The sequence below is a fragment of the Lewinella sp. W8 genome (assembly GCF_004375085.3).
Lineage (GTDB): Bacteria > Bacteroidota > Bacteroidia > Chitinophagales > Saprospiraceae > Neolewinella.
Genome location: NZ_SNAQ03000005.1, coordinates 15,986 through 31,226 on the forward strand (window position 1 = coordinate 15,986; position 15,241 = coordinate 31,226).

Annotated in this window: 14 protein-coding genes; 7 read left to right on the top strand and 7 right to left on the bottom strand. The window is 57.5% G+C overall.

The window, feature by feature from the left end; genetic code table 11:
* Positions 1–104 precede the first annotated feature (104 nt).
* Entirely contained in the window at positions 105–704 is a 600-nt protein-coding gene (locus E1J53_RS07270) for a hypothetical protein (RefSeq protein ID WP_134272455.1), read from the top strand.
* Between the two features lie 299 nt (positions 705–1,003).
* Here E1J53_RS07270 and E1J53_RS07275 read toward each other — a convergent pair whose 3' ends face one another.
* Positions 1,004–1,459: a GNAT family N-acetyltransferase gene (locus E1J53_RS07275; protein WP_134272454.1), complete on the bottom strand. Its 456-nt coding sequence runs from the start codon at positions 1,457–1,459 to the stop codon at positions 1,004–1,006.
* Positions 1,460–1,728: 269 nt separating this feature from the next.
* On the opposite strand from E1J53_RS07275, the gene E1J53_RS07280 reads away from it, so the two are divergent.
* The 5 genes from E1J53_RS07280 (at position 1,729) to E1J53_RS07300 (ending at position 6,906) form a co-directional block, all read left to right on the top strand.
* A complete protein-coding gene (locus E1J53_RS07280; RefSeq protein WP_134272453.1) occupies positions 1,729–2,385 on the top strand; it encodes a CatA-like O-acetyltransferase in 657 nt (218 codons plus the stop codon).
* Between the two features lie 259 nt (positions 2,386–2,644).
* On the top strand, positions 2,645–3,343 hold the full coding sequence (locus E1J53_RS07285) for a DUF4332 domain-containing protein (protein WP_145913039.1): 699 nt from the start codon (positions 2,645–2,647) through the stop codon (positions 3,341–3,343).
* Positions 3,344–3,578: 235 nt separating this feature from the next.
* Positions 3,579–5,492, top strand: a complete 1,914-nt coding sequence (gene glgB, locus E1J53_RS07290; protein ID WP_216650020.1) for a 1,4-alpha-glucan branching protein GlgB — start codon at positions 3,579–3,581, stop codon at positions 5,490–5,492.
* Positions 5,493–5,498: 6 nt separating this feature from the next.
* Entirely contained in the window at positions 5,499–5,942 is a 444-nt protein-coding gene (locus tag E1J53_RS07295; RefSeq protein WP_134272451.1) for a hypothetical protein, read from the top strand.
* A 91-nt stretch (positions 5,943–6,033) separates the two neighbouring features.
* Positions 6,034–6,906 (top strand): YitT family protein, encoded by an 873-nt coding sequence (locus E1J53_RS07300; protein ID WP_134272450.1) that lies wholly within the window; start codon positions 6,034–6,036, stop codon positions 6,904–6,906.
* A 71-nt stretch (positions 6,907–6,977) separates the two neighbouring features.
* Here the strand turns inward: E1J53_RS07300 and E1J53_RS07305 are convergent, their stop codons facing one another.
* The 4 genes from E1J53_RS07305 to E1J53_RS07320 all read right to left on the bottom strand — a co-directional run bounded on the left by E1J53_RS07305 (position 6,978) and on the right by E1J53_RS07320 (position 11,697).
* Positions 6,978–7,760 (bottom strand): endonuclease/exonuclease/phosphatase family protein, encoded by a 783-nt coding sequence (locus E1J53_RS07305; RefSeq protein ID WP_134272449.1) that lies wholly within the window; start codon positions 7,758–7,760, stop codon positions 6,978–6,980.
* A 145-nt stretch (positions 7,761–7,905) separates the two neighbouring features.
* Positions 7,906–10,083, bottom strand: coding sequence for a putative porin (locus tag E1J53_RS07310; RefSeq protein ID WP_134272448.1), 2,178 nt, complete (start codon positions 10,081–10,083; stop codon positions 7,906–7,908).
* A gap of 80 nt (positions 10,084–10,163) precedes the next feature.
* Complete coding sequence (locus E1J53_RS07315; RefSeq protein ID WP_134272447.1) at positions 10,164–10,829, bottom strand: hypothetical protein; 666 nt, start codon at positions 10,827–10,829, stop codon at positions 10,164–10,166.
* A 64-nt stretch (positions 10,830–10,893) separates the two neighbouring features.
* Positions 10,894–11,697 carry an enoyl-ACP reductase gene (locus E1J53_RS07320; protein WP_134272446.1) on the bottom strand — a complete coding sequence of 268 codons (804 nt, stop codon included), beginning with the start codon at positions 11,695–11,697 and terminating at the stop codon, positions 10,894–10,896.
* A gap of 274 nt (positions 11,698–11,971) precedes the next feature.
* Here E1J53_RS07320 and E1J53_RS07325 point away from each other — a divergent pair, with 274 nt between their 5' ends.
* Entirely contained in the window at positions 11,972–12,109 is a 138-nt protein-coding gene (locus E1J53_RS07325) for a hypothetical protein (RefSeq protein WP_154640156.1), read from the top strand.
* Here E1J53_RS07325 and E1J53_RS07330 read toward each other — a convergent pair.
* Entirely contained in the window at positions 12,071–13,180 is a 1,110-nt protein-coding gene (locus E1J53_RS07330) for a GNAT family N-acetyltransferase (RefSeq protein WP_173021390.1), read from the bottom strand. The genes E1J53_RS07325 and E1J53_RS07330 overlap by 39 nt on opposite strands.
* 164 nt (positions 13,181–13,344) lie before the next feature.
* On the bottom strand, positions 13,345–15,189 hold the full coding sequence (locus tag E1J53_RS07335) for a UbiD family decarboxylase (protein ID WP_134272444.1): 1,845 nt from the start codon (positions 15,187–15,189) through the stop codon (positions 13,345–13,347).
* Between the last annotated feature and the right edge of the window lie 52 nt (positions 15,190–15,241).

The window sequence follows — 15,241 nt, forward strand, 5'->3', positions numbered from 1 at the left end:
ATTGCTGGCCAAAATATGCACGATAAAAGGCGGAACCCGCCGCGTTCTTTGTATCGCAACGAGGTCGGACATGCACCATTGCTTAACCCGACAAACTGACAACCATGAAAACTTTTCTCACAACCCTTTTCTGCCTCTTTGCCTTCGCGACCGCCTCTGCGTCCGTTAACCCCATCGATTTGATCATCATGGCCGACCGGACCAGCAAAACCGTTATCCTCCGGACGACCACCGACGTAGAGCACCCGACCCGCATTGAAATTATCGACGCCCGGGGCGCAACCCTCTACGTGGATAACCTGGCCACCGGGGACTTCCTCAATAAGCGCTTCGAGCTCTCCACCCTTCCCCAGGGAAAGTACCAGCTCGTCGTGGAGGATACCGTGGGCCGTACCGTGCAGCCAATTGAAATTACCAACGACGTAGTCGTCGCCAATCCGCGGGAGGCTACCCGCCACTTTTTTCCGTCCATTCGCCTGAAGGACGCCAATTTACTGACCATCAATTACCTCAACCCCTCCGGCAAACAGGTAGCCATCAGCGTAAAGGACGACGAGGGTAACGAAGTCTTCGCCGACCGCATTAAGGGAGTAAACTCCGTACAAAAAATGTACGACCTCCAGCAACTGCCCGCGGCTAAGTACACGGTGACCCTCACCTCCCGCGACGTCAAAAATTACGTGCAGGCCATCGCCCTGAAGTAGGAGCTTGTTTGGACTTTGGTCTTCTGGCCGGATTTGAGCATTTTTTGGTGCTGGCAAGGCGGGAATACCGGAGTCTAGCAGCGCTACATGAGGATATTTCCAACGCAGCCAGCGCCAAAAAAGGCCAAATGGAGGTCGATTACTAAAATCCAAACAAGCTCAAAGAACTTTTGCATGATCGACTTTAAGTGTGCCCCTTCGCTACGTCGGAGGGGCTTTTTTTTGGCTTGGCAGCAGGTGCCGGGTTATTGCAAAAGAGCCAGGGAAATGGGTTGTCGCCCGGAGCCGACTTCTTCGGTTCAATCGAGCCTAATGTCCCTGGCGAAACAAAGACAATCCGGGATGTCCCGCAGTGGCCCGTACCGTTCCACCCTGCGGTAGCCATTCCTTTCGTAGAGTTTGCGGGCTTCGGGTTGGTTGGGCCCCGTGAAGAGCAGGCAGCGCCGCCCGCCCAGTTCCCGCGACCAGTCCTCCAACCCCCGCAGGATTTGCTCGCCGACCCTCCGGCCGCGATGGCCGGGCACCACGAACATCCGCTTGATCTCCAGGCTCGCTTCTCCGTAGCGGGCCAATGCCCCGCAACCAACCACCTCCTTTCCGGCGTAGGCCAAAAGAACGTAGCGCAAACCCGTCGGATCGTTAAACCGCGTCAGGGGGTGATCGGGGCCGTCCCGGCCGGCCAACTCTGCGTTGAGCTGACTAACCAGGTGCCGGAAAGCCGGATCATCCGCACTGGTTCGGTGAAGGGTGATCATACGGTAGTGTTACTAGTTTGGGAAGGGAATAATTTATTCCGACGGGACAAAATTACCTGGCCTCCACTTTCCCCATTATCCGGATTGCAACTTTACGGTAAGCATCAGTGCTTACCTTCGCTCAAGATCAAAAGTAGGACAATACTGCCTCACGCCACTGGCCATTCACCCAAAATTGCCCCATTAGGAAGCCATCGAGCAATACCTACTACTACCTCGCAACCAGTATCCAATCTTCTGGTAACCCGCATAACGTTAATATCTCCCCCGTGAAAAAAATTGACATTCAGGACAGCCACCGGCGCAAGCATTTTGATTTCTTCCGTCGGATGGATCAACCCCACTTTGGCATCACCGCCGAAGTGGACATCACGGAGTTTCTGGACGTCGTCCGCCAATCCGCCCGGCTCCGCTTTACGCCGGCCATCGTGTACCTCATCTCACGTACGGCCCACGAACTGCGCCCCTTCCGATGGCGGATTCGGGGCGAAGAAGTGGTGGAGCACGAGATGGTGCGCCCCAGTTTCACCGTGCCCACGGCCGTGTCGGACGTCTTCAGTTTCTGTACGGTTGATTACGACGAGGATCCCGAAATCTTTCACGACCGGGCCGTGGCCATCATGGAGGAGATGAAGCACAATCCCAGCTTGGAGGACGAGGAGCACGCGGACAACTACTTGTTTCTGTCCGCCTTCCCGTGGGCGTCCTTCACCAACGTCTTTCACGCCATGCACTATTCGCCGACCGCAGACAGCGTCCCGCGGATGGTCTGGGGCAAGTACCATAAGGTTGGCGACCGGGTGATGATGCCCCTGGCCGTACAGGCCCACCACGCCGTGGTGGACGGGAGTGACCTGGGACGGTATTATCAGACAATTCAGCGGCATTTGCGACACGCAGCCGAAATTTTCGAAAATTTTAGCTGATTTAGTGAACTTTTTTCTACGAAGGAATATTTGGGGCGCCCTACGGCAAAAAATCAGTTCTTTGCCCAGGGGTGTTTACTACGGAATAATTGCGGGATTTTAACATTTGAACCCGGCTTTCGCGAGAAACCCGGCACCTGCGCTTGCGCCCAAAACATTTGAAAATCAGTGGGTTCGACCTAACTTTGTGTAAGCATTTTACGTTAGTGTATTATCCACACTAACAAAACACTGCTTTTCACCACACAAGCGACATATTATGATCAAGAAGTCATACGTCAAGACCAAGAAGCAATACAAGGTCACCTTTGAACTGCCCACCGAAATGGTTGGAAAAGGCCGCGATGTGCGCGTGCTGGCCAACTTTAACAACTGGAGCTGGGACGGTGGTCTGGCCATGACCAACGGCAAAGGCACCTACAAGGCTACCGCCGAGCTGCCCGCCGGTCACTACCAGTTCCGTTACCTCATTGACGGTTGGGACTGGAAAAACGACGAGGACGCCGAGGCCTACACCGACAGCGGCTACGGCACGCTGAACTGCTGCTTCGCCCTGGACGCCGTTGCGGCTCCCGAGAAGAAGCAGGCTCCCGCCAAAAAGGCTGCGGCCAAGAAGCCCGCTGCTAAGAAGGCTGCGGCTAAAAAGCCCGCCGCCAAGAAGGCCACGGCCAAAAAAGCTGCCCCCAAGAAGGCGGCCGCCAAGAAAGCTGACGATCTGAAGAAGATCGAAGGCATTGGACCCAAGATTGCCGGTCTGCTGAACGAGGCGGGCATCTCCACCTTCGCCCAGCTGGCCAAAGCTTCCCCCAAGAAGCTGGCCGACGTATTGCAGGCCGCCGGAGCCCGTTTCCGTCTGGCCAAGCCCGACACCTGGCAGGAGCAGGCCAAACTGGCCGCTGCCGGAAAAGACGCTGAACTCAAGAAGCTCCAGGACGAGCTGAAGGGCGGCGTACGCTAATTACCCCATGAACGATCAAGGCGCTTTCCCGGCTCTCCGGGGAGGCGTCTTTTTTTATGCCCATTTGCCAGAGGATGCCGTGAATTGGTGAACAAGCCCCAATTTCGGTCCTCCATCACGTCGGACTTTTGTGTTAAAAATTCTGTCCCCCCAGGAAACATATTTTAGGCCGACGCTTGTTACTTTTACCAATTCCACGCGGCAGCTGCCGCCAATGAGAATTAAAGTCCCCACCATGAGTGCCTCAACCGCCGTTACCGCCCATTCCCTCTTCACCGATTACGACATCAGCCTGTTTCGCGCCGGAAAGAACTTCCGGATCTACGACAAGCTGGGCAGTCACGTCATTGAAGTAGACGGCAAGCGCGGCACCTATTTTGCCGTCTGGGCCCCCAGCGCAAAAAAGGTGAGCGTAATCGGTGATTTCAACGGTTGGAACCGCAGCGCCCACCCCCTGAATGCCCGCTGGGACAGCAGTGGTATCTGGGAAGGCTTTATTGAAGGACTGGAAAACGGCACGGTTTACAAGTACGCCGTTGACGCTCAGGATGGTCGCGCCCTGGAAAAGGGTGACCCCTACGCCCGCCTCTGGGAAACTCCGCCGAAAACGGCCAGCGTGGTCTGGGACACCTATTACGAATGGGAGGATAAGGACTGGATGGACAAACGGGGCGAGCACAACGCCATCGACCGTCCCTACTCCGTCTACGAGGTACACCTCGGCTCCTGGAAGAAGCCCAAGGGAGACGAGAGCCTGAGTTACCGGGAGCTGGCCACGGAACTGGTCGACTACGTCAAGAAAATGAACTTCACCCACGTGGAGTTCCTGCCCGTCATGGAGCATCCCTACTTTCCGAGTTGGGGCTACCAGATCACGGGGTACTTCGCTCCTTCCAGCCGCTTCGGTGGCCCGCAGGACTTCATGTACCTCTGCGACAAACTCCACCAGGCCGGCATCGGGATCATCCTCGACTGGGTGCCCAGCCACTTCCCCAACGACGCCCACGGTCTGGCGGACTTCGACGGTACCCACCTCTACGACCACGCCGATCCGCGCAAGGGTTTCCACCCCGACTGGAAATCTGCCATCTTCAACTATGGCCGCAATGAGGTCCGGTCCTTCCTGATCTCCAACGCCCTGTTCTGGCTGGATCGCTACCACATCGACGGACTGCGCGTGGACGCGGTCGCCTCCATGCTCTACCTGGACTACAGCCGTAAGGAGGGTGAGTGGATCCCCAACCAGTACGGCGGCAACGAAAACCTGGAGGCCATTTCCTTCCTGCGGGAATTCAACGAAACGGTCTTCCGGGAATACCCCGACACCATGACCATCGCTGAGGAATCCACCGCCTTCAGTGGCGTTTCCCGCCCGACCTACGTCGGCGGACTGGGCTTCGGCCAAAAATGGATGATGGGCTGGATGCACGACACCCTGGGGTACTTCAAGCACGACCCCATCCACCGCAGCTACCACCACGGAGAAGTTACCTTCAGCCTCGTCTACGCCTTCAGCGAGAACTTCATGCTCCCGCTGAGCCACGATGAGGTGGTGCACGGCAAGGGGCCGCTGATTGACCGGATGCCCGGAGACGAATGGCAACGCTTTGCCAACATGCGGGCCATGTACGGCTACATGTTTACCCACCCCGGCAGCCAGTTGCTGTTCATGGGCGGCGAATTCGGGCAAACCTCGGAGTGGAGCATCGAACGCGGCATCGACTGGAGCCTCACCGAATTCACGCCCCACGCGAGTCTGCAAACCTTCGTAGCGGACCTGAACAAGCTCTACCGGGAAACCACGGCCCTGTTCCAACTGGCTTACGACCCGAAGGGCTTTGAGTGGATCGACGTGGGAGACCACCAAAACAGCGTACTGACCTACCTCCGCCGGGGTAAAAAGGCCGATGACTTTGTGGTGGTGGTGAATAACTTCACGCCCGCTCCTCGTCACCACTACCGCGTGGGTGTCCCCGCTGACGGCACTTACGAGGTGCTCATCAATAGCGACGAAGATCAGTACGGCGGAACGGGTAACTACGCCGACAAAACCTTCAAGGCCGTAGAGTCCGAATGGAACGGACGCCCCTACCACATTGAGTTGACGCTTCCCCCGCTGGCGACGGTTATCCTGAAGCCGAAGGGCTAGTCTGGGATGATCCAACGGATTCGGCACCATTTCCTTACGCGTTACCTGGCTTTCGGGTTGGGGGTGCTGGGGTGGATACAGTTCCTGGAAATTTATCTGGCGATCGCTCTAGCGTCGGACCTCCCTCCCCTGCGGATGATGTTTTTTTGGGGGAGTACCCTTAGCTTCACCGGATTCATTTTTCTCGTGCTGGGCGTGCTGCGACATTTTAGGTCGAACCCTTCGTGGCCCAAGCTTTGGTGGGGTCGGTCAGGTCTACTGCTGGCGTCCATAGCCGCTATTTTCGGGGTGCAAATGGGCAGTATCGCCCCCTTCAGTGGCGGATTTGTGGCCTACCCTCCCCTGACCGTGATGCCCGCCGCAACCGAGCATTGGACGCTCAACGGTGCCTACCTTTTGCTGATGATTTTTGGCGGGATTCTGGCTTGGTGGACGTCAAGAAAAAATTAGGTGAAGTAGTCGGGTACTTTGGTCAGCCATCTCCGGTGCGGAGGTGTTTACTGCTTTTATTTGCCCACCTCCGTTCCCAAACCCAGCTTTAATGTCCTCACCGCTACACCGTCTTTTTGCCCCACTCGTACGCGATGCCTTCTACATCATTCCCGGCGTGGTGCTCGCTGCCTTCGGGCTGGAGAGCTTCCTGTTACCGAATGCCTTCATTGATGGGGGCGTAACGGGTATTGCCCTGCTCTTGGCCGAAACCACCAAGCTACCGCTGCCCATTTTGCTCTTCGTCATCAGCATTCCCTTTCTCATCCTGGGGAGGTTCGTGGTTGGCCGGAGGTTTGCCTGGAAAACGACCGCCGCCATTGCCCTGCTGGTCACCCTGCTGGCGGCCTTTCAGTTTCCGGAATTGACCGACGACAAGGTGCTGGTCGCCGTGTTCGGCGGCTTCTTCCTCGGTACCGGCATCGGCTTGTCCATTCGGGGTGGTTCCGTGCTGGACGGTACGGAAATCCTGGCCATTTACCTTAGCCGGAAGTGGGGACTGAAAATCAGCGACCTCATCATTTTCATTAACGTCTTCATCTTCCTGGCTGCGGCCTACCTGCTCTCCATCGAATCGGCCCTCTATTCCATGCTCACCTACATCGTCGCCTCCAAAGCCATGGACTTCGTGGTGGACGGCATCGAGGAATACACCGGCATTACCATCATCAGTGATCATAGTGAAGAAATCCGCAAAACGATTATTGAAAAAATGGGAAGGGGCGTAACGATCTTCCAGGGAAAGGGAGGCTACGGGCAAAAGGAAACTCGCCAGAATTTCGACATCCTCTACACCGTCATTACCCGATTGGAAATCCGGAAGCTCACCCTGGCCATTGAAGAAATCGACCCCGATGCTTTCGTCGTGATGAACAGCATCAACGATACCCGGGGCGGTATGATCAAGCGGCGGCCGTTGGAGTGAGGGGGAGGATTGAGGATTTAGGATCAAGGATTCAGGAGGTAGCGGGTAGTTGGTAGCGGGTAGTGTGGTACTTAATCGTTGATCATTAAGTCTACAATGAGGCCACCATGATCCGACGAGCGCAGAGGGAAGCGGTACTTTCTTTCTACCGTGATGTTTCCCTTGATGAAGCAATAATCCACCCGCAGCAATTTGGGAAGAATGGGACAAAAGCCAAAGGTTCCCTCTCCGATTTTTGCGCCCGCAAAGGCATCAGCAAATTCTTCCGCTACGATCATTTCGTAGGATTTACCGAAGGGTAGCGCATTAAAATCCCCGATCAAAATCTGATTATTGGCCGTTTCGCGGAAGGCATCAAGGGCATCTTTGATATAGTTGTCAGTTTCGTAATTACAGGAAGGCACTGGCGGAGGGGCGTGCAAAAATCCGATAAGGTAGTCTGGGTGATGCACCGCGACTTTCTGGTAATTGCAGGCGTAGGGCCCGCCATCTTCGTCGAAAAGTTTGGACGCGAGCATACGTTCCGGCTTAGCTAGCACCAAAAAACCGTAGGTAAAGTCGTCAACGTACTCGTACACAATGGCGTAGCCACCTTCCTCCACAAAACGCTGGGGCAAATTATCCCCATTCCATTCGGCCAACAGCCAGATATCGCAGTCAGCATTGGCCATCATTTCCATGTCTGCTTCCCGAACACTCGACTTATTGAGGTTGACGTAGCCAATTCTCAGGGCATCCTTGCTCTTCGTCTCAATATCTCCGTAATGGGTAGCTCGGTATATGACCAGGGTAAAAAAGGAAACCGTAAGGAGGAAAGTAACCTTCAGAAATCCCTTACGCTTCGTTTTACTCATGCTTACCTTAGTTTTCCCTCACTGGGAAGCCATCACCTTCAATCAACCGGTCGCCTCCTCCCGAAAAAGTACTACCCACTACCTACCCGCTACCCGCCACCCGCTACTTCCTAAATCCTTGATCCTGAATCCTTAATCCTAATAATTAATCCAACAACCGCCAGCTCACCCCAAACCGGAGCGACTGGTTCGGGAAGGGATGTTCCGCAGTGAGGTAGACCAGTTGGCCACCGTTCCAGAGGGACTGCAACTGCACGTATTTGAGGAAGAAACGGAAGCGGGTAACCCGCATGCTGAAGAAGGGATCGACTTGATACTGAAAACCGGTCTCCTGCTCCTCCTGTAGGTGGAATTGCTGGAGGATGGGGTTGTAGTAATAAGGACGGAAACCCGTGGCGAAGCGGAGGTCCAGGCCGAGGTTGACGTTCAGTACCTTGAACCACTTACCCGAAAAATACAGGCTGTGTTCCCCGTAAACCTGGGGTAAGCGAAAGACCGCCTGATCGGCCTGCTGGAGCAGCAAGCGATTATCCAGGCGCCATTTGCCGAAGTCGAGTCGGCGCTCGGCGGTGAGTTGGAGGATGCTGTTGACGCCATCGGCCTGGAGGGGTCGGCCCTCGGGGCCGAAGTAGACGTAGTTCGTCAGCAGGCTGTAGGCCAGTCCGGCGCGGATTTTCACGACGGGCAAGGTGTAGGCGCCCTCCAGGCGTAGTTCCAGGGTTTTGGCGAAGTCATTATCCCAGAAATCCAGTCCGTTGAGGCGATAGGTTTGCTGCACCACATCCGGGGCGTAGAGTTGATTGAGGGCCCGTAGTTCCAGTTTGCCGGCGCGGCCGAGGTCCAGTTCCCCTTCGCCGGAGATGCGATAATCGCCCGTTTGTCCGACGACGTTGAGCTGACCGGAAATCAGCAGCCGTAGCCGATCGCTGGGCCGCAGGCCCAGCTTGCCCGTCAGCAGCAGGTTGTTGATGGTGGAGTCACCCGGTTCCTGGTCCAACTGGTGCAGGAGGTGGGAGACGCCGACTTCCAGCAGGTCCTTCTGCACCGTAGCCCGTTCCCCCGACTTGCCCCGGCGGAAGGTGGACAGATTGATGCTGTTTTCCAGAATGTTGTGCTCAATCTGGTTGCGCACGCCCCGCGGGTCCAGCAGCACCTCCGGGTAGCGATTAAAGTAATTCGTGTCCTGGGCCGCAAATTCCGACGACAGGCGATACCGCCGGTTATCCAGCCGCAGCCGGTGCGTCAGGGTGAAGGCGCGCTTCTCTTCACCGGAAAGCGTATCCCTGGTGCCCCCGAACTGCAGGGACTGGGTGGCCATCCACTGCCGGTAGCTGTGCCGCAGGCGGGTATTTTCCAGGAAGGGCTGCAGGTTCTGCAGGTTGTTGACCTCCCCCTCATTTTCGTTCGCCGCCTCAATGGAAGCCGGTACGATGCCCCCGTTTTGCAACTGCTCGTAGGTATTAGCGGCGAAGCTGAAGTAGCCGGTGTAGCGGCTTCCGGGTGGGCGGATGCTGAAGGCGGTCGCCACGTGGGTATTGCGCAGCGACTGACTCGGATATTGCCCCTGCCGGCTCAGCTGGGCGATCCGGCTGTAGTCCAGGAGCAGGTTCACGCCGTCGGCGAAGTTGCGGCTGAACTTGGCCGTCGTCCAGGTATCCTCCTGCTGGTTTTCCCGCACGTGAGCCAGGTAGGTAAAGGGGCGCTCCAGGCGATAGTAATCGAGGTTTTCGCCGTCGACCTGGTAGAGATCGAACTGCCGGAAGCCAAGCTCCGTTCCGCGCCGCAGGATCGGACGGTACATCAGGGGATAGGCGGCACCCCCGAGCTGACCGATGGTGGCAAAATCAAAATCGACTTTCCGGGCGGGTTCGTAGCGCTGGAACTGATCGAGCAGGCTGTCGCGCCAGGCGGCCTCGTCGTTGGGGTTTTCGACCTGGTAGACGAAGATCCCGAAGGTATCCGGCAGCTCTTCCCGCTGCTCCTGGGGGGTGGCCCGCCGGTCGGTACTGGCGTCAAAATCGGGGTCGCCGATGACGGGGCGTCCGCTGGAGGAGGGGTCCAGAATTTGGGCGCTGGCGCAGGTGCCCAGTAAGACCAGCAGAAGCAAGGTTGCGGCCCGCAGAACCGACTCCCGGCAACTTAACCGGAGCCCCCGAAGCTGGTCCGGAAACTTCAGGAATTTGCGGCCACTCCCGGAAGTTTCCCGGGGCCATTGCCGCTCACCGGGAAAAAACCTGGCACCTGCCGTCCCGGCCATAACCTTCGCTTCCCGGAGGTCGGAAGCTGCAATTCCGCAAGTACGTTGCTCGATTTCTTCTGCCATGCACCGCAAAGAAACGACACCCAAACAAAACGTTGCTTGTCCCCCCGTGAATTAGGGATATTTTAAGAGCTCTGAAGGCTTCACCAGCAGCCCGACAGCTCCCGGGCATACATCAGTAACCGCTCCTCCTCGGAGCTTCCTTCGGCGATGGGCAATTCCTCTCCCCACTGCATCCGGTAGGTGTGGCGCAGGTAAATGAGCAATGCGGCAGTTGGCAGGTGCCCCAGATTCCATTCTTCCTTGAGGTAGGAGATCATCTGGCAACGCAGCGAAAAATCCGGTTCCGTGTCCAGGATCAACAGGATGGTGTTGCGGTGATCCAGCCTTCGGGGTGGCCTTTGGTAGCGCGACTGCATCACCCGCAGCAGCGAATCCCGGCGCAGGCTGTCTCCCGGTGGGGTCTTGACGAATTCCATCATCAACTCCCGGTAATTGGCGTCCATCTTTCGCGGGGGCGGCGCCGCCGGAAACCCGTAGGTCACCAGAAAGGCCTCCACGTCCTCCCGCAATTCCCGGTCCCGCTGCCGGATGGAATCCAGCAGCGCCAGGTGTTCCGGTGAATGGTAGCCGGACCGCAGCAGGATCCCACTCTCCTGGTCCCGGAAGTATTGATGGGCGTCAAAGAGACTGTCCAGGTATACGGACTGCGGATCAGGCTTCCCGCCGATTTCCGGCGATTGCCGTTGTGCGTTCAGGCCACCGAATAGCAGCGGCACCAGTAGAATCAGGATAAACGGGCGTACCATGCCCCGAAAGTACTCCCGGGCGGGGTCATAATGTTCCAACGAAAAGTTAACGACGGCCAGGAGGCTAGCCTTCCAGCAGCTTGGGGTTCATGCCCATGTTGGAGAAACCACCGTCGTGGAAGAGGTTCTGCATGGTCACGTAGCGCGTCAGGTCGCTAAAGAGCGTGGCGCAGTAGGTGGCGCAGTCCCGGGCGGGTGCATTGCCGAGGGGAGACATCTTATCGGCGTAGCCGAAGAACTCATCGAAGCCCTTCACGCCCTTTCCGGCCGTGGTCATGGTGGGCGACTGACTGATGGTGTTCACCCGCACGTGGTTCTTTTCCCCGAAGTGGTAGCCGAAGCTACGGGCAAAGCTTTCCAGCAGCGCCTTACTTTCGGCCATTTCGCTGTAGTCGGGGAAGGTCCGCTGGGCGGCGATGTAGGTCAGGCCGAGGATGCTGCCCCAGTCCGCCATGTGGTCACCATTATAGAGCACCTGGCACATTTTGTGGAAACTCACCGCGCTGATGTCGAAGGTCTTCAGCATCCAGTCGTGGTTCAGGTCCGTGTAGGTCTTCTTCTTGCGTACGTTGAGGGACATTCCGATGGCGTGCAGCACGAAATCAATCTTGCCGCCAAGTACTTCTTCGGAACGCTGAAAGAGGTTTTCCAGGTCTTCCATGCTCGTCGCGTCCGCCGGGATGATTTCGGCACCGAGGCGATCTCCAAGTTCCTGCAACTGACCGAAGCGGAGGGCAACCGGAGCGTTGGTCAGGGTGAACTTCGCGCCCATTTCGGCACAAACCTCGGCCACGTGCCAGGCAATGGATTGATCATCAAGGGCTCCGAAAATAACGCCGCGCTTGCCGGCAAGAAGTTGATTAGCCATGGATTCTCTTTTGGTGGTGCGCAAAGATAGAACGGAATTATTACTCCATGCCCCCACTCCCACCCCGGCCAGCGCCCCATGGGCACATCTGCTTCATTTTCAGTCCTCTAGTCGCTGCACGAAATCCCCTCACTCATTCCAGGATCATTCCGACCCGCAAAATTGGCCGAACCGATTATCTTAGGGCTCGGTAGGTCATCGCCCGGGTGGCCTAAATAACGTAATAAGAGTCGATCATCCCGGCGACCAGACGGCGCCGGATAAACCAATAACCATGGCAAAAGCACGTCGCAAAAGAGTAAAGAAAGTCAGTGCCGAAGACGCTCAGAACACCAAAAGATTCTTTATGATCACCGCCATCTGCGTGGTGGTACTACTGGTCCTGCTGTTCATTTTTTACGCCAACTCCTGATTCCGGCAGGCCCCACCCCTTCACCGCGCCGATTATTTCACTGACGGAGGGGTGATGGGCCAGCACGCGCAGCTCCCGGACCGGAGTAGTAAAACGGGGGACTCCGTCCTGGCTGATTTGCCGGACCTTTACGTCGTAGAGGTTCGCCCCGCCAACGATGGAATAGCGGTACTGCCCCGTATGGTTCTCGTAGGTGATGATGCGGAAGCGTCCCAGTGGCAACCGGCGGCCCAGCACGAGCAGCATGGGCGCATCCACCATGCCCCCGCCATCTTGGGGATAGCGGAACCTCCCGGTAAAGGAAGGATACTCCCGGTAGCGTACGGCAATACCGTTTTCCCGCAGCGCTTCGGCCATGTTTTCCAGGGCGCGCTGGTTGGCGGCCTTGGGGTCTTCGGGGTAGTCGCCGCGGTTGTCCGGCAGTAGAAGCCAGCGTCCGGATAAAATGTCCCGGTATTCCATTTTGCCCAGCTCAATTTTGTAATCGAACAGCGGGTAGGCCGGGGCGAAGTAGCCGGGGTAATAATACTGGTCTTCCCGGTCCATGGCCTGCTGCACCTCCAGCAGCATGGTATAGATACCCAGACTGTGCCGGGCGTAGGCCGGGTCGTAAATTCCGGCCTTGGAGTAGGTAATGTTTTCCCCCAGGTCGTAGAAACTGAAGGCCACTAATTGATCGCCATCAAACACCTTCAGGACGTGCGTCGGCAGTACCTTCCGGTCAAATTCTCCGGTAATGTGGTAGGCAATGTCCTCCCGGGTTTTCGTGGGGTGCACGACCATGTAGCGCCGATTGACTTCCAGCATGGCCTCGTCGGGTGCTCCGGCCGGAGCGGTAGTCCACCGAAAGCGGGCGCCGTTACGACGCAGCAACTTTCGGTGACTTTTTCGGAATTGGTGTCCCGCCAGGGGTAACCGCAGCTGAATGCATCCCCGGAGTTCATCGTCTTCCGTTCTCAAAAAATCAGAGGTGTAAATGGACTGCCCCGTGGGCCGCCAACCCGCAAAGAGATACCGATCCAACTCGGAGGGCTGCAGGGGGGTGGCGGGATGGTGAATTAAGGTGGGCAAAGTCGGACAAATATCGAAAGAATTGCAGACAATTCCGGGGTTCAGGGGCGGTAAAAAAGCGCTCTGCGGTGACTGGACCAGGTGATCGGTCGGTCCATCACCAAAACGCGTAAACCTAAGACGCAAAGAAGTGAATATCCCCCTACTTTTTTCCCGAAGGAGAATTAGCGATCCAACCCGTACAAACTGGCTCCCTTCGTGAAAAATCGGTCGGCCCGCTTACTCACGTCGGGGTCTTCCACCAGTCCGGGGGCGTGCCAGGGTTTTACCCGGGCGTCGATCACCACGGGACCGGTACAGCCCCAGTGCTTGTGCTCGGTGAAGGCACCGATGCCGTGCACGTCGTGGCTGGGGTTGGAACGGGTGAAGGTGGCCCAGACAAAATTGGAGAATTGTTGCGCCAGGAAATCAGCGTCGTCGCAAAGCACGATCAGTGCCGTACCGTGGGGCATGGCCCCCGCGGCATCGCCCAGGGCCTCGTTAGCCTCCGTGAAGCGAGCTACGTCCGCATAACTGTCGTTGCCCGTGAAGGCCGGAGACTCTACGGCCAGGATACCCGGCATCACGTTTTTGGGGTTACGAAAGCCACTGGGTATTTGCAGCTGCTCGGGGATTTCCGTCTTCAGCTCCCGCTGCTGATCGCCGCGACAGGCCCAGATCAGTTTGCTGCCGGCATTCCAGCCGCTGCCGCTGTAGTCGAGCGTATCGATGGTCGTCCGCGTCTGGAAGTGCAGGTCACGGGTGGGATCAAAGCGCTCGAGCACGTGGCGGAAAAAGGCCGGCTGATCCTTGGCCGTCAGGGCGGGGTTGTCTTCGTCGGCCGCGATGATGCAGTACTTGGCCAGGCTGGTTTGCCCGCTGCCCAGAATGCGGTTGGCCTGGGTGATGATTTCTTCGGGTACCCGCTCCCGGAAGGGCATGTATCGCTCCGAACCGATGGCCAACAAGAGCGGGTGCACACCCGCTTCGTCCACGGCATTGATCTCCCGGATACCGGGAAATTCCCCGGGGGTGAGGTCCTTGACGATCTCGTGGATCAGGTAGCCGAAGCTGCTGTCCTCCGCCGGGGGCCGGCCCACCACGGTAAAGTGCCAGATCGGGTCCTTGCGGTGCCAGACCGTTTCGACGTCCATGACCGGGAAGTCGTGCTGCAGGCTGTAGTAGCCCAGGTGATCCCCGAAGGGACCTTCGGGCATTTTCTCTCCCTTGCGGATGGTGCCCGTGATGACGAAATCAGCGTCGGCCGACAGCAGCCAATCGCGGTCCCAGGCGTAGCCGAAGCGTCTTCCGGCGAGCATCCCGGCGAAGGTCATCTCGCTCAGTCCTTCGGGCAGTGGCATAATCGCACAGAAGGCGTGGCTCGGTGGGCCACCCACGAAAATGGAGCAACGGAAGGGCTCATCGGAGGTATTGTACTCCGTGTGGTGTACGCCAATCCCACGGTGCAGCTGATAATGGAGGCCGATTTCCTGGTTCAGCGCGTAATCGTTCCCGCTCAACTGAATCCGGTACATACCGATGTTACTGTCCATCGGCTTGCGGCTGCCGGGGGGCAGGGTCATAACCTGGGGCAGGGTGACGAAGGCACCGCCGTCCATCGGCCAGCTCTTGACCAGGGGTAGTTGATCGATGGTGGTCTGACCGTACTTCACCGCCGGACGAAAGTGCTTCCGGGGCAGGGCACTCAGGGCGGTAAAGGGAGCCCCGGCGTACCGCAGCGGGTTCTTGGCAAAATTGGCCGGATCGGCCTTGAGTTCCACCACCTTCTTCACCTTCGGGAGGGTGTCCCGGAACAAGTATTCGGTGCGTTTAAACGTACCGTACAAATTGGACAGCGCCTGAAACGGACTCCCCTTCACCCGCTCAAACAGCAGTGCGGGTCCACCGGCGGCAAATACCCGACGGTGCAGCTCCGCCATTTCCAGATTGGGGTCAACCTCCTCCTTAACCCGAACGAGTTGTCCGGTTCTTTCGAGGTCATTAGCGGCATCACGGAGGGAAGCGTACATAGCGTGGGATAAGAAATTAAGTGGTGGCGTGACCGCAGGTGCCGGGGACGCA